The organism is Anaeromyxobacter oryzisoli (genome assembly GCF_022690765.1).
Taxonomy (GTDB): Bacteria; Myxococcota; Myxococcia; order Myxococcales; family Anaeromyxobacteraceae; genus Anaeromyxobacter; species Anaeromyxobacter oryzisoli.
Genome location: NZ_JALCZA010000013.1, coordinates 71,025 through 91,400 on the forward strand (window position 1 = coordinate 71,025; position 20,376 = coordinate 91,400).

Genomic DNA, 20,376 nt, shown 5'->3' on the forward strand with positions numbered 1-20,376 from the left:
CCGGGCGGGCTCTCGCCGGAGGACGACGGCGCGCCGAGGGCGGCGAACCGAGCCTGCTCCGGCTCCGGCGCGCGGCCCGGCGGCGCCTCCGATCGGCCGGGACGTGTCCGCCCGGCGGGTAGGGTCGAGGCCATGAAGACCACCGCCCAGCTCACGTTCGAGAACGTCCGCTTCGACGACGCGAAGGACGTCCACCTCGTCGTCTCCCTCGCCTCGCCGCACGGGAACGCGCTTGCCACCCGGCAGCCGGTCTGCGTCATCCCCGTGCTCGACGTCTCCGGCTCGATGGAGGGCCCGAAGCTCCACTACGCCAAGCAGTCGATCCTGAAGCTCGTGGACCACCTCGCGCCCGGGGACTTCTGCGGCGTGGTGGTGTTCTCGACCGAGGTCGAGACGCTCGCCGCGCCCGCGGAGATGACGCAGGAGCGGAAGGACGCGCTGAAGGCGGCGATCGGGCGGCTCGGAGCGCGCCGGAACACCAACCTCGGCGGCGGGCTCCTCGCCGGGCTCGACCACGCGAAGGTGACGAGGCTCCCCGAGGGCATGCTCGTGCGGGTGATCCTCTTCACCGACGGCCACGCGAACGAGGGGCCGGCGAAGACGCCGGCCGAGCTCCGCCGCCTGCTCGAGGCGAACCTGGGCGCGGCGACCGTGTCCGCCTTCGGCTACGGCGACGACGTCGATCACGAGCTGCTCCGCGAGCTGGCGACGCTCGGGAGGGGCAACTACGCCTCCGTGCGGAGCCCCGAGGACGCGCTCACCGCGTTCGCGCGCGAGCTGGGCGGCCTCCTCTCCACGTACGCGCAGGCCATCGAGGTGCGGGTGACGCCGCGCGAGGGCGGCGCGCTCACGGACGTGGTGAGCGACGTGGACGCCCGGGAGGAGGCGGGGAGCGCGGTGATCCGGGTGCCGGACCTGCTCGCGGACGAGGTGCGCCACCTCGTGCTCGCCGCCCGGCTCGCGCCGCGACCCGTGCCGCTCGACGCGCCGGTGGCGGTCGCGGACGTGGAGGTCGCGTTCGAGCGGCTCGAGGACGGGCGGCTCGTGAAGGAGCGGCGCGCATGCAAGGCGACCGCGCGCTTCGTCGCCGCCGCGGACGCCCAGGCGGCGCCCGCGCCCGACGTGGACGCGATCGTCGCCGTCGCGCAGCTCGTCCGGGCGCAGATCGAGGCGGAGGAGGCCGCGCGGCAGGGGCGCTACGGGGAGGCGCGGGAGGTGATGGTGCTCTTCCAGCACGCCATCGCCGACCGCGGGCACGGCGCCGTCGCCGCCGCCGCCGGGAAGCTCGCCGGCAAGGTCGGGACCCGCGACGCGTACGAGGCCTCGGCGGCGTATCGCTCGGGCATGCGGCGAGGCTCGACCCGGGACGTCTCGTCGCTCTACGACGCCGCCGCCGACGCGGACCTCCGGTCGATGGGGCGCGCCGGGAAGACCGCCGCGCAGGACCGGATGGAGGAGGCGTTCGGGGCGCCGCTGAAGATGAAGCGGGAGGGGGCGAAGCGCGGGGGGATCGCGAGGAGGCGGTCGGGGAGGTGGTGAGGGGAGAGGGCCGGCGCCGCCTTTCCCGGGGAGAAGGCGGCCCGGGAACGGCGCCGGTCGCCATCACGCAAGGTGTTGCGAGCGTGGACGGGTGCTCGCGCGCACCGACTTCCGCGGTACTCGAGGGTCAACGAGCGCTAGCAGACCGGTCCCCGCGGCGCGGTGAACGCGTCGGGCTCCCTGCCAATCGTGGTCGTCGAGCATCCGGCCCGCGCGCTGGCTCTCCCAAACCAGCTCGCGAATCCTCAGGTCCGGAAAGGTCCTCATCCGTCTCCTCATTGCTGCTGAGCCTACCCGAGGAACGGGCACGCTCCGGCAACTCGCCCGCGGGCGCGTGTCCGGCGCGGGCGTACGGTGAGAGACATGAAGGATCTCGAGCACGCAGCGGAGCGGTCTCACGCGGAAGCGCTCAGAGCGGTGGTGACCGGCTGGGGCTCGTGGCGGGGGACGGAGCCGGATCGGGGCGGTCGGGGGCCGCTCCGATCCGTGCTCCGCGTTGCGCGCACGCGTCGGAGCTGCCGAGCCGAGGCCGTTCAGTCGAGCGCGAGCGCCTCGCCGAAGGTGGCCCGGCCGTCGCGGAGCCGCAGCGAGTGCCAGGCGTACCAGCCGGCGGGAGCCTGTCGCGGAGCGCCTTCCAGACCTTCCGCTCGGAGACGGTGCTGATCGGGCGGAGCAGATCGCGGGGGGTAAACGCTGGGTGCGGGTCGCACGAGCCCAACTTGCCACGGAGGGCTCGGGCGGCGACACCTCACGCTGGACGGGACAGGCGCGGCAGTTCCGAGACGCGGCGCCGGTAGGTCTCGACCAGCGCTTGACTGGCTTTCTATGTCACGCTGAACGCGCGACGCGAGCGCCAGCGTAGGCTCGCGTGTTTTCCTCGATTTGCACTTGGCATAGAGCTATCTGGGCTTGCAAGCGAAGCGCGAAGGCTCTGGCCTGGCCGGCGCTGTACCCGAGGAGCGCGCCGAGTATCACAACCAGCAATACCGCCGCCAGAATGCCCGGCGTTGTCGCGGACGTGGCCAGGGCCATGCCAGCGGCTAGGCCAATAAGTAGCCCGACCAGTGTGAATATGACCAGTACACGGCAGCTTGAGCGTACAGCCGATCTGCGAACTGCTGTATGACTGCGCGGTCGTACTGAATCATTCGGCTCCTTCGAGTTGTGATGTCGATCGTTCAGCAGATATCACTAAACGTGAGCTGAGTGGTGTCGCGCGAAGACGGGACAGCGACCCCCTGAGCATGGTCGGCTTCGCATGGTGGCCTTGCGCTAAGCTCGGCTACAATTACGTTCCATGAGGGGCTTCGTCGCCAACACCGACTTCGACTGGTTCGCGTTTCTCGCGGCACGTCAGCCGCTTGAGGAGGTGAACTTCTGGCAGCCCTCGGGCGGCGACGCGTTCCGTGCGCTCGCTCCTGGCGAGCCCTTCTTCTTCAGGCTGAAGAAGCCGTACTATACAATCGCTGGGTTCGGCCTCTTCGCGCGGCACGAGGTTGTGTCCGCGAAGCTCGCTTGGGAAGCCTTCGGCGAGCGAAACGGTGCGCCAAACTTCGCGGGAATGTGCGAGCGAATCGAGAAGTACAGGCGCGGTCAATCCGCGGATCCGGCGAAGCAGTACAAGGTCGGCTGTCTGATGATCTCGCAGCCGGTGTTCTTCGCGGAACAGGATTGGGTCCCCGAGCCTGCTGACTTCTCGAGGAACATCGTCCGGGGCGCGGGCTACGACGTTTTCGAGGGAGAAGGGCGGCGCATCTGGGAAGCGTGTCTGGAGCGCGTGCGTGCCCACCGCGTCCCCCTCGCAGCCGAAGAAGAGGCGCAATGGGCGGAGGTTGCGGAGGGACCGCGTTACGGGGCGCCACAGATCGTCCGCCCACGTCTCGGCCAGGGGACCTTCCGCGTGGCAGTGACGCAGGCCTATCACGGTGCGTGCGCTGTCAGCGGCGAACATTCGCTTCCGGTCTTGGACGTGGCCCACATCCGCGGCTACGCAGAGGGCGGGCCGCACGATGTTCGGAACGGGCTCCTATTGCGCGCGGACATCCACCGGCTGTTCGACCGCGGCTACGTGACGGTGACCCCGGATTTCAGGTTCGAGGTCAGCGGACGCCTTCGAGAGGAGTTCGAGAACGGCAAGACGTACTACGCGTTGCAAGGTCGCGTGATCCAATTGCCGGATCGGACGATCGATCGACCCGATCAGGCGCTGCTACAGTGGCACAACGAGCAGGTGTTCGAGCGGGGTGCAGCATGACGCACGCGGCTCAAGCCGCGTCGTGCACGGGCGCTCTGACGCCTTCAAGGCAGTTGCGCGGGCTCACCAACCCGGCGGACGCGGCCGTATCAACCTCCGCGGCGGCGCACCAAGGATTGTCAGACGACGTCTCTCCCTGCTCCCCCCGCGTCCCTCTCCCGGCTATACTTCCGTCTCCTCTCGACTCGGAACGCCACCACTCATGACCACGCAGCAGACCGGCGGCGCCGCTTGGTTCGTTGGCGCCAGCTATGGCGGCACCGAAGACCAGACCGCGCGCTTCGTTGCCGAGGGCATCTGGGAGAATGGTTACGAGGACCGGTACCTCGACCTTGTCCGCTCGATCCGCCCTGGTGACCGTATTGCCATCAAGGCCGCCTACACGAGGAAGCGCGACCTGCCCTTCGACGCGCGCGCCAACACCGTGTCCGTGATGGCCATCAAGGCGATCGGCGTCGTCACGAAGAATCTGAACGATGGCCGTCGCCTCGAGGTCCGCTGGACACCCGTCTCGCCGCCGCGCGAGTGGTACTTCTTCACTGGCCGCACCACGGTTTGGCGCGTCCTCCCAGGCGAGTGGGCGGCAGACGCGCTCCTCGCCTTCGCCTTCGAGGGCGCGCCGCAGGACCTCGCGCGCTTTCGGAACGCTCCATACTGGCGCGAGCGGTTCGGTGATACCGCGCCGGCTGACCGCCGGTTCCTTTGGACGCGCTTCTACGAGGCACTGGCCGACCGGCTCGCGGCATTCCACGATCGGCGCGGCGAGTTGTTGGGGTTGCTGGCCGAGATCTCGAAGCAGGGCGACGTCCCCGTGCAGCTCGAGGATCGCTTCTCTGATGGCACCACGGGGTTCGTGCGCGACATCGACCCCTTCACCTTCCTCGGCCTATTCAACCGCGGCATTACCACCGAGAACCGCCGCACGATCGCCGGTGCTCTCGCCGCGAAGCTGGGGGTGACCGAACCGGTCCCCGCCGACTTCGACGGCATTCCGGTGCTTCACAACCAAAAGTCCTGGTTCTTTGGATTCGAAAAGGAGCGCGACCCCGAGGACATCCCTGCACTCTGGCGCGTCCTCCGTGCCGCGCTCGCCTTTGCGGACTCGGACGGCGACGACACAGCCCGGGCCGAGTTCATAGCTGCCTACGACCATGCCAACGGTCGCGCCGGAGTCGCTTGGAACCTCACCATCGGGCTTTACTGGATTCGCCCCTGGAAATTTCTCGGTCTCGACGCGAAGAGCCGCGAGTACCTCGAGAACAAGCTCAAGATCGCGATCGGGCGGAGCGGGCCGAAGCGGCGCTGCAGCGCGCAGGACTATCTCGCGGCGATGGAGGTGCTCGAAACGCGCTTCCAGGAGCCGTCCTTTCCCGTGCACTCGTACCCCGAGACCTCACTCGAGGCGTGGCTACACCGGGAGCCAGCCGAGTCGCCCAGCGAGAGTGAGCCGGGCGAGAACGCGGCCGAGGGCGAGCACGGAAGTCCCACTGCGACGGACGCTAGCCCTACAGTCCAGCCCGCCGCGCCGCTAGTGCCGTACTCCCTCGACCAGATTGTCGCCGACGGATGCTTTCTCGAACGCGCGGTGCTGGAGCGAATGCTCGCAAAGCTTCGCACGAAGAAGAACATGGTCCTCCAGGGGCCGCCTGGCACAGGGAAGACCTGGCTCGCGAAGCGGCTGGCGTACGCGCTCGTCGGCCAGCGCGACGAGAGCCGCGTGCGGGCCGTCCAGTTCCACGCCGGCCTCTCCTACGAAGACTTCGTGCGGGGGCTTCGGCCGAACGCCGACGGGAAGCTCGTCCTCGTAGACGGCCTCTTCATGGAGGCCGTGAAGGCGGCCATCGCGACGCCGGCCGTTCCGTTCGTCGTTGTGATCGAGGAGCTGAACCGCGGGAACCCGGCGCAGATTCTCGGCGAGATGCTGACCTTGCTCGAGGCCGACAAGCGGACGCCCGATGAGGCGCTGGTGCTCTGCCATGCCCGGCCCGGCGAACGGGTCTACATCCCGTCAAACCTATACGTAATCGCCACGATGAACATCGCCGATCGGTCCCTCGCGCTCGTGGACCTCGCATTGCGTCGGAGGTTCGCGTTCATGGACTTGGAGCCGCAGCTCGGGCCTGCGTGGCGGGCGTGGGTAGTGGAGCGATGCGGGATGACCGACGAATTCGCCAACGAGGTGCAGCACCGGATGCGGGCGTTGAACGAGACCATCGCTGGCGACCCGTCGCTGGGCGCCCAGTTCCGTGTCGGCCACAGCTTTGTTACGCCGCCACCGAGCTTCGAAGCTCCCATCACCCGCGAGTGGTTTCGCGGGGTCGTAGAGAGCGAGATCGGCCCGCTGCTCGACGAGTACTGGTTCGACGCTCGTGAACGTGCTCTCGCTGCGCGGGGCGCGCTCGTCGAAGGGCTGTAGGAACTGGGATGATCGGCGCGCTCACCCCATCCGCGGCAGCCGCGAACGGCAGTGCCGGACTGGTGGGCAGGGTCGGAAGGATCCCCGTTCGGAACCTATGGCTCCTGATGTTCTATGCGTCGGACCTCTTCCGGCAAGCCGGAGTCGCATCGATCGCGATCGAGGAGGCGCCCGACGACACCGCCGAGCTCGTGGCGGAGATTCTCGCCTACGCCGTGGAGCAGCGGCTCAGGACCCCACTCACTCGCGGCTACGAACCCGATACAGCCGAGCTCTCGCGCGTACGCGGCCGCATCGACCTCCTCGCGTCGGCGCGGCGCGATACGTGGAGCCGTGGCAAGGTTTCGTGCCGGTTCGAGACGCTGACGATCAATACGCCACGGAACCGGCTCGTGAGAGCCGCACTCGCCGCGATGGCGCGAATCGTGGAGGACGACAGCCTGCGGCACCGCTGCAGCGCGCTCGAGCGGACGCTCGTCCAAGCCGGCGTGGGGTGCGAGGTCCCGGCGCGTGCGTCGGTCGCCATAGGCCAGTTCGGCAGGCACGACGTCGCCGACCGGCTCATGGTAGATGCGGCGCGGCTCGCGCTCGAGCTGGCGTTGCCGACCGAGGACGCCGGCGTGCACCGGCTCCTCGCGCCCGGCCGCGACGAGGTCTGGGCCCGCCGGCTCTTCGAGCGAGCCGTGGGCGGTTTTTACGAGCGGGTGCTCCGCGCACACGGCTGGAGCGTCAATCGCGGGAAGCCGATCCACTGGCCCATTGAGCGGCCGACCGCCGGGCTTGAAGCACTCCTGCCGTCGATGAAGCTCGACATCCTGCTCGACCACCCCGAGAGCGGGCGGCGGATCGTCATCGACACGAAGTTCACGTCGATCGTGACGAGCGGCTGGTATCGCGAGGAGAGCTTCAAGAGCGGGTACCTGTACCAGCTTTACGCGTATCTGCGCTCGCAGGAACGGGCGGGGGACGAGGCATCCGAGCGATGTGAGGGGATCCTGCTCCACCCGAGCGTCGATGGGGAGGTCGACGAAATGGTGGAGATCCAGGGGCACCCTATGCGATTCGCAACCGTGGACTTGGCGGGGACGCCGAGGGGGATTTTGGCGAGGTTGGAAGAGGTGGTGGGGAGTGCACCGACAGTGCGAGCGGCGCTCGCGGAGTAGAGCCGGCGCTGACGACGTCGCGGAACGACCATGACGACCGCGCCGCAAGGCTGACGTCGTAGCAGACCAGGGTCGCGATCAGTGCCGGGCAGCCGCGAGTCCGACCGGCCCCCGCTGATGCCGCTCGCGCAGGCCGTTGCCGCAAGGCCGAGTGCCGCACCCTCGCCGCGGGAGGCCGTGAACATTCTCGGGAAGGCGTGTCAGCCGGAGCCTCAGCCGAACATGGCTCCCGTTGCTGATACCTTGCTGACGACCCCGGCGGCTTCAAAAGAAGAGGCCGGACCGTCCGCAGGAAATCCCTTGGAAGATCCGGCCCCTATGTTGGTGCGCCCTAGAGGATTTGAACCTCTGGCCTTCGGATTCGTAGTCCGACGCTCTATCCAACTGAGCTAAGGGCGCAAACCCTGTGCTGCGACTGCAAGCTTACTGGCGGAAAGGGAGGGATTCGAACCCTCGATACAGGTCACCCCGTATACTGGTTTAGCAAACCAGCGCCTTCGGCCTCTCGGCCACCTTTCCAGATCCTTTCCTCGTCGCTCCCTCTTCAACCTGGCGGAGGAGGAAGGATTCGAACCTTCGGAGGGCGTGAACCCTCTGCGGTTTTCAAGACCGCCGCCTTAAACCGCTCGGCCACTCCTCCGAATCCGTCGTCCTCTGTTGCCTGCTGCTACCTGCTGCTCCAGCATCACCCGGCCGGGCCGCCCGGCCGTTGGAGTTCGCCCATATACGGCACGGCGGGCCGGGGATCAAGCGGAGAACGCTACGACTTCTTCGGACCCTCGAACCCGGGCGCTCCTCGAGTCCAGGGCACCTGGTGAACGGTCTCCGGACCGCGCCCTTCGACCCGCGGCAGCCGTTCGGCCGCGGAGCCTGTCCGGAGCCTGGCGGAGTCGAAGGGGGGCTCAGCGCGAACGGGGTGGGGGGACGAACGTCCGCGGGCGGGCCTGCGGCTCCGCGCGGCCTTCGACTCCGTGACCCTGCGCGGGAGAGCTCCGTCAGGGCGAGCGGCTTCTGCGCGGCGACCGGCGGGGACGGGGCGGGGACAGGGCAGGGCGAGCTGTCATGTGGCCGGCACCCCTTCCGGGCGCCCGCCCGCTCGCCACCCGAGGAGCCGCTTCTCCAGGCCTCTCCACACTTTCCACCAGCCGGCCCACACTACGAGCGGAGTGCACCGGAGAATCGGCGCGCCACCTGGGCGCAGCACGCCCTGAACGCGTACCGGACGCGCCCCGGAGCGGCTCCCTCGAAAACGGCTCGAGAGCCTAGAAGAGGCTACCGCTCGACCCCGCGGGGGAACTTCTGCGCGGTGATGCGCTCGAGGCCGCCGAGGTAGGGGCGGAGGACCTCGGGCACCACGACGGTGCCGTCGGCCTGCTGGTACTGCTCGAGGATCGCGACCACGGTACGGCCGACGGCGACGCCGGAGCCGTTCAGGGTGTGCGCGAGGCGGGGCTTCCCGTTCTCGCCGCGGTACCGCACCCGGATCCGCCGCGCCTGGAAGTCCTCGCAGTTCGAGACGGAGCTGATCTCGCGGTACGCGCCCTGGCCGGGGCACCACACCTCGATGTCGTACGTCTTGGCGGCCGAGAACCCCATGTCGCCGGTGCAGAGGAGCGACACCCGGTAGTGGAGGCCGAGCCGGCGGAGCACCTCGCACGCGTCGTCGAGCATCTTCTCGTGCTCGGCGTAGCTGTCCTCGGCCTTCGCGAACTTCACCAGCTCGACCTTGTGGAACTGGTGCTGCCGCATGATCCCGCGGGTGTCGCGCCCGGCGCTCCCGGCCTCGGCCCGGAAGCAGGGGCTGAACGCGCAGTACGAGACAGGCAGGGCGTCCGCCTCGAAGATCTCGTCCCGGTGCATGTTCGTCACCGGGACCTCGGCGGTGGGGATGAGGTAGAGCGGCGGGTTGTTCGTCGTCTTGAAGAGGTCCTCCTCGAACTTGGGGAGCTGACCGGTGCCGGTCATGGTCTCGCCGGTGACGAGGTAGGGCGGGATCACCTCGACGTAGCCGCGCGACCCGTGGACGTCGGCGAAGAACGAGATGATCGCGCGCTCGAGCCGCGCGCCGGCGCCCTTCAGGATGGTGAAGCGCGAGCCGGAGAGCTTCGCGGCCTGCTGCCACTCGAGGATCCCGAGCGCCTCGCCGACCTCCCAGTGGGGCTTGGGCTCGAAGCCGTACGCCTTCTTCTCGCCCCAGGTCTTCACCACGACGTTGTCGTGCTCGTCCTTCCCGGTGGGCACCGACTCGTGCGGGACGTTCGGGACGGTGAGGAGGAGCCGCTCGAGCTCGGCCTCGACCTCGCCGAGCTCGGCCTCGGTCTTCTTCGCGGCGTCGCCGAGGGCGCGGAGGCCGGCGCGGGCGGCCTCCATCGCGGCCTTGTCGCCCTTGGCGAGGGCGCGCATGGACGCGTTCGCGTCGGCCTGCTCCTTCTTCTGCTTCTCGAGGAGCACGTTCAGCTCGCGGCGGCGCGCGGCGAGCGGCTTCACCGGCGCGAGCGCCGCGGCGGCGGCCTCGCCGCGGCGGGCGAGCCGCTTCTCGTAGGTGTCGAAGTCGGCGGCGACGGCCTTGAGGTCGAGCATCGGTCCCTTCGGTCCCTTCCCACGCTGTCGCAGCCCGGAAAGACGGGCCTGGAAGGCGGTGTGCAGGATTAGTCTTTAACCTCCAGGCGGGCAAGGGGTCAGGAACAGGCGTGACCCCGGGGATCCACATCATGGCGGACGACACCGACCAGGGCAGGCGACCCGCGCTGCGGGTGGTCGCGGGCGGGGCGGGCGCCGGGCGTGCCCCCTCGGGCGGCGCCCCGCGCGGCGAGCCGGTCGCGGCGGCGGAGACGCCGCGCATCCGCCCGGTGGACGAGGGGCTCCTCGCGGCCTTCCTGGTGGGGGACGACGAGGCGTTCGGGGAGCTGTTCCGTCGCCACGAGGGGCTGGTCCTCGCGATCGTGCGCCGCTACGCCCGGAACGCCGAGGACGCCCGCGATCTGGCCCAGCGCACCTTCCTGCGCGCCTTCGAGGCCTCGCGCCGGACCCTCCGGTTCGGCCGCCAGGTCCCGTTCCGGCGCTGGCTCGTCCGGATCGCGGCGAACCTCGCGAAGAACCACCTGCGCGACGAGGGGCGCTTCGCCCGGGCGCCGCTCGACGACCTGGGCGCGGCGGAGGCGTCGCCGGCCGAGGCGGCCCCGGCGGCGCTCGAGCGGGCGGAGCAGGCGGCGCGGGTCCGGCGCGCGGTGCTCGAGCTCCCGCGGCGGCAGCGCGAGGTGCTGACCCTCCGGCTCGACGCCGAGCTGCCCTTCTCCGAGATCGCCCTCGCCCTCGGCATCACCGAGAACGCCGCGAAGGTGAACTTCCACCACGCCACCCGGCGCCTGCGGGCGCTCGTCGAGGAGGACCATCCGTGAGCCCGGCCTGCGCCGACCTTCAGGTGCTGCTCTCGCTCCGCGCCGCCGGCGCGCTCGAGCCCGCCGAGGAGGCGATCGTCGAGCGCCACCTCGCGGGCTGCCCGGCGTGCCGGGGCGAGGCGGCGCGCGACGCGGAGGTCCTCGGGCTCGCCCGGCTCCCCCCGGTCACCGAGCACGAGCGGCGCGTGATCGCTGGCGTGCCGTCGGCCCTGGTCGCCTCGGTGCGGCGGTCCGGGGCGCGGCGCTTCGCGTGGAGGCGCGCGGCGGCGGTGGCCGGGGCGATCGCGGCGGCGGCGGCGATCGTGGCCGCGCCGGCGCTCCTGAGGCCGCGGCCGCCCGAGGCGCCGGCGAAGGCCGCCGCGGCGGCGGCGACCTGGCAGACCCCGGACCTCGACCAGCTCTGGAGCGACACCGAGGTGCTGGAGCTGGAGCCGATCGCGTCTGTGGACGGCGCGAGCGGCGAGGGGGCCTCCGACGCGGCGGTCGCCGCGCTGGACGAGGGCTACGACGGCGAGGGCGACTACTGAGTCCGGGCGCGCCTCGCGAGAGCCGTTGACTGACAGAGAAGGAGGAACGGAGATGAGGAAGATCCTCGTTGCGCTGATGGTGTATCCCCTGATGGCGTTCGCGCAGGGGCCGCAGGGGCAGCCGCAAGGGCAGCCGCAGGGCGGCGCCCAGGGCCCGGGGGCCGGCTTCGGGCCGGGCCGCGGTGATCCGGCGCGGATGGAGAAGCGGATGCGGCTCGCCCGGACGCTCGGCCTCGCCGAGGCGCTCGATCTCGACCCGCAGCAGGCGCTCAAGCTCGGCGACACGCTGAAGAGGTTCGACGACCGGCGGCTGGCGGCGCGCCGGCAGCTCCACGACGCGCGCCAGGTGCTCTTCAAGGCGGCCTCCGGCGAGAAGGCGACCACCGCCGAGGTGGACGCGGCGATCCAGCGGATCTTCGACGCGCGCGCCCAGCTCCAGGCGTCGGACCGCGAGATGCTCCAGGCGATCGCGAAGGACCTGCCGGCCGAGAAGCGGGCCCGCGCGGCGCTCTTCCTCGGGCGCTTCGGCGAGCGGATCGAGCCCCGGGGAATGAGGCACGGGCCGGGCGCGATGCGGGGTGGCCGGATGGGCATGGGGCCGGGCCCCGGGATGGGCATGGGCCCCGGCGGCCGCGGGATGGGCTGGGCCGGGGGTGACGACGACGACTGCCCGCGCGGCGGCGACTGCCCGATGGAGAATGACGACTAGATAGGAATCGCGCGGGGTGGCGCCATCAAGGACGGCGTCGCCGAGGTGTGGCGGCGCCGCCCCTGGTTTTTTCGGGCTCCGCAACGGTGCCCGTCACCGTGCCCGTGACCGATCACCCGTGCCCGCCTCCCGTGTCCACTGGCCCGTCCTCCGTCTCCGACCCGTTCGCTGTCGGAGCACGGGGATGGGCCACGGGCCACGGGATCGGGGTCACGGATCACGGAGAAGCCGGTGACGGTGACGGGCACGGTCACGGCGATGAGTCATGCATCATCAGTGGAGCGTCTCCCGGTGCTCGGCCGCGGGCTGCGCCCGGGCGGCGGCTCTCGTGACCTTCCGTCCGGCCTGCCGGACGCGCCGGGCAGCCTCCTCGCCGCGGCGCCCGCCCTGCTCGAGCGCGGGGCCGGCGCGGACGCCGGCCTCCTCGATGGCGCGGGCCCGACCCCTCCGGACGGCCTCCCGCCCGCGCTGCGCGGCCTCCCCGAGCACCTCACGGCTCCGCGCCTCGGCGCGGCCCATCGTGAAGCGGGCCACCTGCGCGCCCTGCTGCCCGGCGCGACCGACGAGCATCCGCATCACGCCCATCGCGTCGCGGACCAGGTCGCGGGCGCGATCCACGAACGCCGCCAGGGCGTTCGCGACCACGTTGCCGGGCGGCGTGTCGGGCGCCTGCGGGTGCGGGCGCGTCGGCGCGGCCCGCTTCGCGTCGGCGAGCGCGCTGCCGAGGTTCCGGTACCGCTCGGGATCGAGGGCGCGCCGGAGCCGGGGCAGCAGCTCGCGCTCCTCCCGCTCGACGTGGTTCCGCACCTCGGCCGCGAGCACCCGGACCTTGGCCTCGAACCGCTCCGCGTTGGGTCCGAGCGTGTCGAGCTCGAAGAGCGTGAGCTTCGTCGCGTGGTGCTCCTCGAGGGCGCGCAGGACGTCGTCCTCGACCCCCGCCGCGCGGAGCGCGGGGTACACGAGCTCCTCCTCCATGGCGCCGTGCATCGAGAGCTCGCGGACGAGCTCGTGCACGATCCGCCCCTCCTCGCCGTCCTGGCCGTCGCGCGCCGCGCGCTCGAAGGCCCGGAAGAGCGCCTCCACCGCGCGGTGGTCCTTCTGGATGAGCTGGATGGGATCCACGTCCGTCTCCTCGTGGCCAGAAGGCTCGACACGACGCCGCCGCGCGTCAACGACGCCGTTGAGCCCCCGCGGTGGCGGGCGCGCGCCGAGCCGGCAGGTCGCGCCCGATCGAGGAATCCCCGGTCGCTCGCCACCGGGCCTCCGCACGCAGCGCACCTCGGTCGAGCGCCTGGCGTCGCTCACCGGGGCGCCCGCCGCCCGCGCACGCTAGACTCCCCGCCCATGACGACCGCCCCGCCGCGCGTCCCCCGCCTCGCCGTCGTCACCGGCGCCTCCGCCGGGATCGGCCGGGCCCTCGCCCTGGAGCTCGCCCGCCGTGGGCGCCCGGTCCTGGCGGTGGCCCGCCGGGCGGAGCGGCTCGAGGCCCTCTCCGCCGCGGCCCGCGACGCGGGCGCCGCGCCGGTCCATCCGCTCCCGCTCGACGTCACCTCGCCCGGCGCCCCGGAGGCGATCCGCGAGCGGGCCCGCGCGCTCGGCGGCGCGGAGTGGCTGGTGAACGACGCCGGCTTCGGCCTGTACGGCCGGTTCGAGGCGGCCGACCCGGCCCGGCTCGTGGAGATGCTCCGCGTGAACTGCGAGGCGCTGGTGCTGCTCTGCCGCGCGTTCCTCCCGGACCTCCGCTCGGGCGGCGGGGGCGCGATCCTGAACGTCGCCTCGGCGGCGGCGTTCCAGCCGACGCCGTTCATGACGGTCTACGGAGCGACCAAGGCGTTCGTGCTCTCCTTCAGCGAGGGGCTCGCGGAGGAGCTGCGGGGGAGCGGCGTGCGCGTCGGCGCCTTCTGCCCCGGCCCGGTCGCGACCGAGTTCGGCGCGGTGGCGGGCACCGGGGACCGCTTCGCCCGGACGCCGGGAGTCCTCACCGCGGAGACGGCCGCCCGCGAGGCGCTCCGGCAGCTCGAGTCCGGCGAGGTGGTGCGCGTGCCGCACCCGATCTACAAGCTCACCACGGCGGCCGTGCGCCTCGCCCCGCGCGCGATCATCCGCCGCGCGTCGGGCCGGGCCCACCGGCCCGCGGAGGACCCATGAGCCGCAGGCGAGGGAAGAGCGACGAGGCGACGCCGGGGATCGTCCCGACCTACGAGGGCCCCGAGGTGCTCGGGGCGCTGCTCCGCGAGGTGGGCTCCCCGAGCGGAGCCGACGACGTCGTGGCGAGGTTCCAGAGGGCGCAGGCGGCGGGCGAGCCGCGCTCGGCGGTGATCCCCTCGCTCTTCCCGGAGGAGCCGCACTTCGCGACGCCGGACGACGCCCGGCGCCTCTACGCGAACCTGTTCGGCCTGTGGGCGCGGCTCGCGGCCGGGATCGGCGCGCACGACGACGCGCCGGAGGCGGTGCCCGAGCCGTCCGAGCCGCCGCCGCTCCCGCCGCGCGGCGCCGAGGTCGGGCCGGCGCTGCCGGCGGACCTGGTGGACGCGGTGTGGAGGAACCTCGCCGCAGCGCCGCCGCGCGAGGTCCAGCGCCGGCGGGATCGGTTCGGGAACGCGCAGCCGGATCTCGCGGCGTGGCTCGACGCGGTGCCCCTCCCGGAGTGCGGCACGCTCGCGGCGCAGGACCTCGCGTTCGAGGCGTGGGTGATGTTCGACCTCGCCTTCGGCGAGCGGCTCGGGCCGGTGGAGTGGCGCGCGCTCGCGGCGCTCGAGCAGGAGCCGCCGCCGCTCGAGGAGGCGCAGCCGGCCTTCGCCGCGTACGTGGCGGAGCAGCTCGACGTGCTCGAGGGCGAGGACCCGACCTTCGGCCCCGCGGAGCGCGCCCAGGTCGAGCGCGCCGTCGCGACGGTCGGGGCCGCCCTCGAGCGGGCCGTGCGGGAGCCGTCGTAGGCGCCCGAGCGGCGCAGACGCGGGGGCGCCCCGTCGCGCCCTACGCCGGCAGCTTGTCGAGGAACGGCACCACCGCCGCGCCGAACGCGACGGGGTTCTCGATGTTGGAGAGGTGACCGGCGTCGGGGATCTTCACGAGCGCGGCGCCCTTCACCGCCTTCGTCATCGCCTCCGCCTCCGCGGGCGGGGTGAGCCCGTCCTGCTCGCCGACCACGACGAGCGTCGGGCAGGCGATGGTCGCGAGCGTGGCGGTGGAGTCGGGGCGGCGCGCCATCCCGCGCTGCGCCGCGGCGACGCCGGCGGGCGTGCCGCCGGCGACGAGGTGGCGGACCTCCTTCACGACGGCGGGATCCGGCGACGGGCGGAGGAGCTTGGGCACCTGCTCGTCCGCGACCCAGCCGAGCCCGCGCTCGAGGGCCGTCCGCGCGAACTTCTCGCGCATGGCCTTCCCCTCGGCGGTGTCGGCGGCCGCCTTGGTGTCGCAGAGCACGAGGCCGCGGAAGATCCCGGGGGCCGCCCGGTAGAGCTCGAAGGCGACGTACCCGCCCATCGAGAGGCCGACGAACGCCGCCCGCTCGACGCGCAGGTGCGCGAGCAGCGCGCGGACGTCCTCGGCGATGACGTCCATCGTGGTCGCCTCGGGCGGCGTGCCGCTCTTGCCGAGCCCGCGGTAGTCGAGGGCGATCACGCGGTGGCGCTTCTCCAGCGTCGCGATCTGGCGAACCCACATCCCCGAGTGCAGCGGGAACGCGTGGAGCAGGACGATCGCGTCCTTCGCGGACCCCGCGTCCCGAAAGTGAAGCTCCGTTCCGTTCAGGTGGGCGACGGGCATGCCGGTAGCATGCAGCAGTTCCGCTCGCCCGTCACCCGCGCGCCCCCTGGCCCTGGAGGGGAGGGAGGGCGGCCGCGCGCCCTTCGCCGCAGGTGGTGGGGGCGGGGACCTCCGGTTCGCGTTAAGAAGGGGAGGCCGCGCCCTCCGGCTGCGGGCGGGCTTCACGGCAGGGGTGCACATGACGGGACAGGAAGCGGGGCGCGCGGGCGGGCCGCGCGAGGGGATCGGCTACTTCGCGCGCTTCGGCGTGACGGAGCGGATGATCGCGGAGACGCTCGCGGCGGCGCTGTCGCGGGGCGCCGACCACGCCGACGTGTTCTTCCAGCACCGGGTCGGCTCCGACCTCGGCCTGGAGGACGGCGCGGTGAACCGGGCCTACGCGTCGGTCGAGCTCGGCGTCGGCGTCCGGGCGGTGAAGGGCGACCAGACCGGCTACGGCTACACCGAGGACCTCTCGCTCCCCGCCCTGCTCGAGTGCGCCCGGACCGCCGCGGCCATCGCCGACGGGCCGGCGCGCTCCGGCCCGACCCGGCTCCACATCCGCGCCGACCTGCCCGATCGCTACCCGCTCGTCCGGCCGTGGGAGGACGTCCGCCCGGACGAGAAGCTCCCGCTCGTCGCCGCCCTGAACGAGCGGGCGTTCGCCGCGGACCCGCGGGTGAAGAAGGTGAGCGTCTTCCTCCGGGACGAGTCCGGGGCGGTGCTCGTCGCCGACTCCTCGGGCCGGATCGCCGAGGACCTCCAGCCGATGACGCTGCTCTACCTCTCGGTCCTCGCCGAGGACGGCGGGCGGCGCGAGCAGAACGGCTACAACGTCGCCGGCCGGGCCGGGTTCGAGTTCTACACGCCGGAGCGGCTCGACCGCGTGGTGAAGGAGGCGGTGGCCCGCACCGCGATCCTGTTCGAGGCGGGCGCGCCGCCGGCGGGCGAGCTGCCGGTGGTGCTCGCCGCCGGCTCCTCCGGGATCCTCCTCCACGAGGCGATCGGCCACGGCATGGAGGCGGACTTCAACCGGAAGGGCGTCTCGATCTACGCGGACAAGATCGGCAAGGCCGTCGCGCGGCCGTTCGTGAACATCGTGGACGACGCGGCGAACCCGGGCGCCCGCGGCGCCATCAACGTGGACGACGAGGGGAACGCGGCGGGGACCACCCGGCTCGTCGAGAACGGCGTCCTCGCGACCTACCTGCACGACGGGATCTCGGCGCACCACTACGGCGTCGCGCCCACGGGCAACGGCCGGCGCGAGAGCTACCGCTACCCGCCGCTCCCGCGCATGCGCTCGACCTACATGCTGCCCGGGCCGCACGCGAAGGACGAGATCATCCGCTCGGTGAAGCGGGGCATCTACTGCGTGAACTTCTCGAACGGCCAGGTCAACATCGGCGCCGGCGACTTCACGTTCTACGTGAAGAACGGCTGGCTCATCGAGGACGGGAAGCTCACCCGGCCGGTGAAGGACGTGAACATCATCGGCAACGGGCCCAAGGCGCTCGAGCAGGTGGACATGGTGTCCGACGACCTCGCCATCGACGAGGGCGGCTGGACCTGCGGGAAGGACGGGCAGAGCGTGCCCGTGTCGCAGGGGCTGCCCACGGTGCGGGTCGCGAAGATGACGGTCGGGGGGAGGGGGTGACCATGGGCTCGGCGGAGGCGAAGGGCGCGGTGGCGGACGCGGGGTCGAGGTCGCTCCTGGAGGTCACCCGCCGCGCGGCGGACCTCGCGCTGAAGAAGGGGGCGCGCGAGGCGGCGGCGGGGGCGTACCGCGCCCGGCACGTCGAGGTGGCCTGGCGCGACGGCCAGGTCGAGAAGGTCACGGAGGCGACCACCCGCGGCCTGGGGCTCGATCTCTACGTGGACGGTCGGTACACCTCGGTCTCCACGAGCGACCTCCGGCCGGAGGCGCTCGAGCGGTTCGTCGAGGACGCGATCGTGCTCGCGCGGACGCTCGCCCCCGACCCGCACCGCAGCCTCCCGGACCCGGCGCTGTACCGGGGCCAGTCGAAGGTGGACCTCGATCTCGAGGACCCGACCCACGGCGCGCTCGACGCGAGCGAGCGCCGCCGGCAGGCCGAGGCGCTCGAGGCGGCAGCCCGGGCGGTGCCGGGCGCCGGGGCGATCCTCTCGGTCACCACCAGCGTCTCCGACTCGCTCGGGGAGGGCGTCCTCGTCGCGACGAACGGGTTCGAGGGCTCGCGCCGCTCGACCGACTTCTGGATCGGCGCCGAGGTGACGGTGAAGGATCCCGACGGACGCCGCCCCGAGGAGTACGCCTCGTCGGGCGCGCGCCACCGGGCCGACGTGGAGTCGCCGGAGGAGGTCGGCCGCCGCGCCGGGGAGCGGGCGCTCTCCCGGATCGGCTCCCGCAAGGGCGAGTCGGGCGTGCTCACCGTGGCGGTGGACGCGCGCGCGGCCGGACGGATGGTGGGCTCGCTCTTCGGCCCCCTCGCCGCCGCCTCTCTCCAGCAGCGCCGGTCGTTCCTCGAGGGGAAGCTCGGCGTCGCGATCGGGAGCCCGCTCCTCGACGTCTCCGACGACCCGCTCGTCCCGCGCGGGCTCGGCTCGCGCCGCTACGACGGCGAGGGGCTCGCGGCCCGGCCCTTCCCGGTGTTCGAGGGCGGGGCGCTGCGGAGCTACTACGTGGACACCTACTACGGCCGGAAGCTCGGGATGGCCCCCACCACCGGCCGCGCCTCGAACCTGGCCTGGCGCCTCGGCGACCGCTCCCCGGCGGAGCTCCTCGCGGCGATGGGCGAGGGGATCCTCGTCACCGGCTTCCTGGGCGGGAACTCCAACGGCACCACCGGGGACTTCTCCCTCGGTGTCCGCGGGTTCCGCGTCCGCGGCGGCCAGCTCGCCGAGCCCATCGGCGAGATGAACGTCTCCGGCAACCACCTCGAGCTGTGGAAGCGCCTCGCCGCGGTAGGGAATGACCCGTACCGGTACTCGGCGATGCGGACGCCGACCCTGGTGTTCGAGGGGGTCCAGGTGGCGGGGACGTAGACGCGAAGCGTCAGGACGCGAACTCTCTGACGCGTTTTCAACGGCCGCCCGCGCGCCTGCCCGCCTGTTTCGCTGACCGCCCCACGTTCGCCGCGGCCGCGAAATTGCTCCTCGCGCTGCAAGGACTTAACTGTAGTAGTCATGGGCACCGTGCTCATCGTCGATGACGAGTCGGACATCCGGCAGGCGGTCGCCGAGGTGCTCGCCGACGAGGGGTACCAGGTCTTCTCTGCGGGTGACGGGGCGGAGGGGCTGGCGCAGGCTCGCGCGCACCACCCGCAGGTGGTCCTGCTCGACCTCATGATGCCGGGGATGAGCGGCTGGGAGTTCCGGCGCCGGCAGCAGTCGGACCCGGACCTCTCGAGCATCCCGGTGGTCGTGCTGTCGGCGCTCGGCCGGGACGGCGCGATCGAGGCGAACGCGTACCTCCAGAAGCCCTTCGGCCTCGACGATCTCCTCAGCGCGGTCCGGCACTACGCCGCCTGAACGGCGAGCGCCACGCGAGCCGCAGCACGCCCGGCGGCGCCTCGTCCCGGATCCGCTCGAGCCCGTGCCGCGCCGCCTCGACTGCCCGGGCGGCCGCGTCCACCACCTCCGGCGAGGCCCGGAGCGCGTCGCACGCCGCGGCCAGGACCTCGCCGAGGATCCGCCACTCCGCCCGGAGCTCCTCCTCCGCCTCCCCCTCTGCCGCCGGGTCGAGCCGCACCACGCCGTCGAGGCGCGCCCAGGCCTCCTCGGCGGGCCGGCCGTGGACGAGCGCCTCGCCGAGGCCGCCGACGAACCGCTCCACGAGCCCGTCGCTCGCGCCGGGGAACACGCCCGGCCTCGCCTGGGCCCGGGCCGCGCGCCAGATGCGCGTGAGCTCGGCCGCCGCGGCGGCGATCGCCTCGCCCGCCTCGCGCGGTCCGGCGCTCACGCGGCCCCGACCTCGGCGAGGAGCCACGCCAGGGCGGCCTCCGCCTCGCGCTGCAGCGCCGGCAGCGCCTCGGTGAACAGGTGCGTCGCCCCCGGCACCGTCGCGAGCCGGCGCGGCCCCGCGGAGTCGGCGAGGGCCGCTCTCACCTCGGCCGGCGCGCCGAACGCGTCGCCGGCGGCCTGGATCACCGCGAGCGGCTTCGCGATCGCGCGCACGTCGGCGCCGTCGCGCACGAGGTCCCGGTCCGCGGCGCGCAGGGCGAGCCCGGCGAGGAGCAGCCCCCGGACCGCCGGGTCGGCGTGCCCGGCCCGCGCGGCCATCCAGGCGCCGAAGGAGAAGCCGCACGCGAGGAGCGGGACGTCCGGGCGGGAGGCCCGGAGCCAGGCGAGGGCGGCGCGGGTGTCCTCGACCTCGCCGCGGCCGCCGTCGTAGGCGCCGGCGCTCCGCCCGACCCCGCGGTAGTTGAAGCGGAGTGAGGCGCCGCCCGCGGTCCGGACCGCCTTCGCGAGCCGGTAGGTGGCGTGGTTATGGAGGGTGCCGCCGAAGCGCGGGTGGGGGTGGCAGACGACCGCCGCGAAGCGTGCGCCGGGATCGCCCTCGAGGAGCGCCTCCAGCCGGCCCACCGGCCCCTGGACGTCGATCTGCTGCACGCGGCTACAGCCTATATCGGCCTGGAGGGCGAC

General features: G+C 72.5%; 17 protein-coding genes and 3 tRNA genes. 12 read left to right on the forward strand and 8 right to left on the reverse strand.

What is annotated here, in order from left to right; all coding sequences use genetic code 11:
* The first annotated feature begins 132 nt into the window (after positions 1 to 132).
* From MNZ27_RS06840 to mcrC, 4 genes are all read left to right on the forward strand, one after another.
* On the forward strand, positions 133 to 1,539 hold the full coding sequence (locus MNZ27_RS06840; protein WP_242393296.1) for a vWA domain-containing protein: 1,407 nt from the start codon (positions 133 to 135) through the stop codon (positions 1,537 to 1,539).
* 1,297 nt (positions 1,540 to 2,836) lie between these two features.
* Positions 2,837 to 3,793, forward strand: coding sequence for an HNH endonuclease (locus MNZ27_RS06845; protein WP_242393297.1), 957 nt, complete (start codon positions 2,837 to 2,839; stop codon positions 3,791 to 3,793).
* A gap of 202 nt (positions 3,794 to 3,995) precedes the next feature.
* Positions 3,996 to 6,209, forward strand: a complete 2,214-nt coding sequence (locus MNZ27_RS06850) for an McrB family protein (protein WP_242393298.1) — start codon at positions 3,996 to 3,998, stop codon at positions 6,207 to 6,209.
* 8 nt (positions 6,210 to 6,217) lie between these two features.
* The gene (mcrC, locus tag MNZ27_RS06855; RefSeq protein ID WP_242393299.1) at positions 6,218 to 7,372 is read left to right on the forward strand and encodes a 5-methylcytosine-specific restriction endonuclease system specificity protein McrC; all 1,155 of its coding nucleotides are present in this window, start codon (positions 6,218 to 6,220) and stop codon (positions 7,370 to 7,372) included.
* A gap of 322 nt (positions 7,373 to 7,694) precedes the next feature.
* Here mcrC and MNZ27_RS06860 read toward each other — a convergent pair.
* The 4 genes from MNZ27_RS06860 to serS form a co-directional block, all read right to left on the reverse strand.
* Positions 7,695 to 7,771, reverse strand: a tRNA-Arg gene (locus MNZ27_RS06860).
* A 28-nt stretch (positions 7,772 to 7,799) separates the two neighbouring features.
* Positions 7,800 to 7,891, reverse strand: a tRNA-Ser gene (locus MNZ27_RS06865).
* A gap of 31 nt (positions 7,892 to 7,922) precedes the next feature.
* Positions 7,923 to 8,012: transfer RNA gene (locus tag MNZ27_RS06870), tRNA-Ser, on the reverse strand.
* 632 nt (positions 8,013 to 8,644) lie between these two features.
* Positions 8,645 to 9,952 carry a serine--tRNA ligase gene (gene serS, locus MNZ27_RS06875; protein WP_242393300.1) on the reverse strand — a complete coding sequence of 436 codons (1,308 nt, stop codon included), beginning with the start codon at positions 9,950 to 9,952 and terminating at the stop codon, positions 8,645 to 8,647.
* Positions 9,953 to 10,083: 131 nt separating this feature from the next.
* Between serS and MNZ27_RS06880 the strand changes: the two genes are divergently transcribed.
* Genes MNZ27_RS06880 through MNZ27_RS06890 form a run of 3 tightly spaced genes read left to right on the forward strand, consistent with a single transcriptional unit; the run spans position 10,084 to position 12,006 of the window.
* On the forward strand, positions 10,084 to 10,770 hold the full coding sequence (locus MNZ27_RS06880) for an RNA polymerase sigma factor (RefSeq protein ID WP_242393318.1): 687 nt from the start codon (positions 10,084 to 10,086) through the stop codon (positions 10,768 to 10,770).
* The gene (locus tag MNZ27_RS06885) at positions 10,767 to 11,297 is read left to right on the forward strand and encodes a zf-HC2 domain-containing protein (RefSeq protein ID WP_242393301.1); all 531 of its coding nucleotides are present in this window, start codon (positions 10,767 to 10,769) and stop codon (positions 11,295 to 11,297) included. The genes MNZ27_RS06880 and MNZ27_RS06885 overlap by 4 nt, the downstream gene beginning before the upstream one ends.
* Positions 11,298 to 11,349: 52 nt before the next feature.
* Positions 11,350 to 12,006: a Spy/CpxP family protein refolding chaperone gene (locus MNZ27_RS06890; RefSeq protein WP_242393302.1), complete on the forward strand. Its 657-nt coding sequence runs from the start codon at positions 11,350 to 11,352 to the stop codon at positions 12,004 to 12,006.
* 273 nt (positions 12,007 to 12,279) lie between these two features.
* On the opposite strand, the gene MNZ27_RS06895 is transcribed toward MNZ27_RS06890, so the two are convergent.
* Entirely contained in the window at positions 12,280 to 13,128 is an 849-nt protein-coding gene (locus MNZ27_RS06895) for a hemerythrin domain-containing protein (protein WP_242393303.1), read from the reverse strand.
* A gap of 222 nt (positions 13,129 to 13,350) precedes the next feature.
* Between MNZ27_RS06895 and MNZ27_RS06900 the strand changes: the two genes are divergently transcribed.
* A complete protein-coding gene (locus MNZ27_RS06900) occupies positions 13,351 to 14,154 on the forward strand; it encodes an SDR family NAD(P)-dependent oxidoreductase (RefSeq protein ID WP_242393304.1) in 804 nt (267 codons plus the stop codon).
* Positions 14,151 to 14,942 carry a hypothetical protein gene (locus MNZ27_RS06905; RefSeq protein WP_242393305.1) on the forward strand — a complete coding sequence of 264 codons (792 nt, stop codon included), beginning with the start codon at positions 14,151 to 14,153 and terminating at the stop codon, positions 14,940 to 14,942. Before MNZ27_RS06900 ends, MNZ27_RS06905 begins: the two co-directional genes overlap by 4 nt.
* A 40-nt stretch (positions 14,943 to 14,982) precedes the next feature.
* Here MNZ27_RS06905 and MNZ27_RS06910 read toward each other — a convergent pair whose 3' ends face one another.
* Positions 14,983 to 15,774 carry an alpha/beta fold hydrolase gene (locus tag MNZ27_RS06910; RefSeq protein WP_242393306.1) on the reverse strand — a complete coding sequence of 264 codons (792 nt, stop codon included), beginning with the start codon at positions 15,772 to 15,774 and terminating at the stop codon, positions 14,983 to 14,985.
* 178 nt (positions 15,775 to 15,952) lie between these two features.
* Between MNZ27_RS06910 and MNZ27_RS06915 the strand changes: the two genes are divergently transcribed.
* The 3 genes from MNZ27_RS06915 to MNZ27_RS06925 all read left to right on the forward strand — a co-directional run bounded on the left by MNZ27_RS06915 (position 15,953) and on the right by MNZ27_RS06925 (position 19,263).
* Positions 15,953 to 17,410 carry a TldD/PmbA family protein gene (locus MNZ27_RS06915; RefSeq protein WP_242393307.1) on the forward strand — a complete coding sequence of 486 codons (1,458 nt, stop codon included), beginning with the start codon at positions 15,953 to 15,955 and terminating at the stop codon, positions 17,408 to 17,410.
* A 2-nt stretch (positions 17,411 to 17,412) separates the two neighbouring features.
* Positions 17,413 to 18,777, forward strand: coding sequence for a TldD/PmbA family protein (locus tag MNZ27_RS06920; protein ID WP_242393308.1), 1,365 nt, complete (start codon positions 17,413 to 17,415; stop codon positions 18,775 to 18,777).
* A gap of 141 nt (positions 18,778 to 18,918) precedes the next feature.
* Positions 18,919 to 19,263, forward strand: coding sequence for a response regulator (locus MNZ27_RS06925; RefSeq protein WP_242393309.1), 345 nt, complete (start codon positions 18,919 to 18,921; stop codon positions 19,261 to 19,263).
* On the opposite strand, the gene MNZ27_RS06930 is transcribed toward MNZ27_RS06925, so the two are convergent.
* Together MNZ27_RS06930 and MNZ27_RS06935 are read right to left on the reverse strand one after the other, a co-directional pair.
* Positions 19,235 to 19,693 (reverse strand): hypothetical protein, encoded by a 459-nt coding sequence (locus MNZ27_RS06930; RefSeq protein ID WP_242393310.1) that lies wholly within the window; start codon positions 19,691 to 19,693, stop codon positions 19,235 to 19,237. The genes MNZ27_RS06925 and MNZ27_RS06930 overlap by 29 nt on opposite strands.
* Positions 19,690 to 20,343, reverse strand: a complete 654-nt coding sequence (locus MNZ27_RS06935) for an alpha/beta hydrolase (RefSeq protein WP_242393311.1) — start codon at positions 20,341 to 20,343, stop codon at positions 19,690 to 19,692. The genes MNZ27_RS06930 and MNZ27_RS06935 overlap by 4 nt, the downstream gene beginning before the upstream one ends.
* Between the last annotated feature and the right edge of the window lie 33 nt (positions 20,344 to 20,376).

What these genes read in the sequence shown, in the direction of transcription:
- MNZ27_RS06925 (WP_242393309.1), top strand. Translation starts at nt 18,919, where the DNA reads ATGGGCACCGTGCTCATCGTCGATGACGAGTCGGACATCCGGCAGGCG.
- MNZ27_RS06850 (WP_242393298.1), top strand. Translation starts at nt 3,996, where the DNA reads ATGACCACGCAGCAGACCGGCGGCGCCGCTTGGTTCGTTGGCGCCAGC.
- MNZ27_RS06915 (WP_242393307.1), top strand. Translation starts at nt 15,953, where the DNA reads ATGACGGGACAGGAAGCGGGGCGCGCGGGCGGGCCGCGCGAGGGGATC.
- MNZ27_RS06905 (WP_242393305.1), top strand. Translation starts at nt 14,151, where the DNA reads ATGAGCCGCAGGCGAGGGAAGAGCGACGAGGCGACGCCGGGGATCGTC.
- MNZ27_RS06880 (WP_242393318.1), top strand. Translation starts at nt 10,084, where the DNA reads ATGGCGGACGACACCGACCAGGGCAGGCGACCCGCGCTGCGGGTGGTC.
- mcrC (WP_242393299.1), top strand. Translation starts at nt 6,218, where the DNA reads ATGATCGGCGCGCTCACCCCATCCGCGGCAGCCGCGAACGGCAGTGCC.
- MNZ27_RS06920 (WP_242393308.1), top strand. Translation starts at nt 17,413, where the DNA reads ATGGGCTCGGCGGAGGCGAAGGGCGCGGTGGCGGACGCGGGGTCGAGG.
- serS (WP_242393300.1), bottom strand. Translation starts at nt 9,952, where the DNA reads ATGCTCGACCTCAAGGCCGTCGCCGCCGACTTCGACACCTACGAGAAG.
- MNZ27_RS06900 (WP_242393304.1), top strand. Translation starts at nt 13,351, where the DNA reads ATGACGACCGCCCCGCCGCGCGTCCCCCGCCTCGCCGTCGTCACCGGC.
- MNZ27_RS06890 (WP_242393302.1), top strand. Translation starts at nt 11,350, where the DNA reads ATGAGGAAGATCCTCGTTGCGCTGATGGTGTATCCCCTGATGGCGTTC.
- MNZ27_RS06910 (WP_242393306.1), bottom strand. Translation starts at nt 15,774, where the DNA reads ATGCCCGTCGCCCACCTGAACGGAACGGAGCTTCACTTTCGGGACGCG.
- MNZ27_RS06840 (WP_242393296.1), top strand. Translation starts at nt 133, where the DNA reads ATGAAGACCACCGCCCAGCTCACGTTCGAGAACGTCCGCTTCGACGAC.
- MNZ27_RS06845 (WP_242393297.1), top strand. Translation starts at nt 2,837, where the DNA reads ATGAGGGGCTTCGTCGCCAACACCGACTTCGACTGGTTCGCGTTTCTC.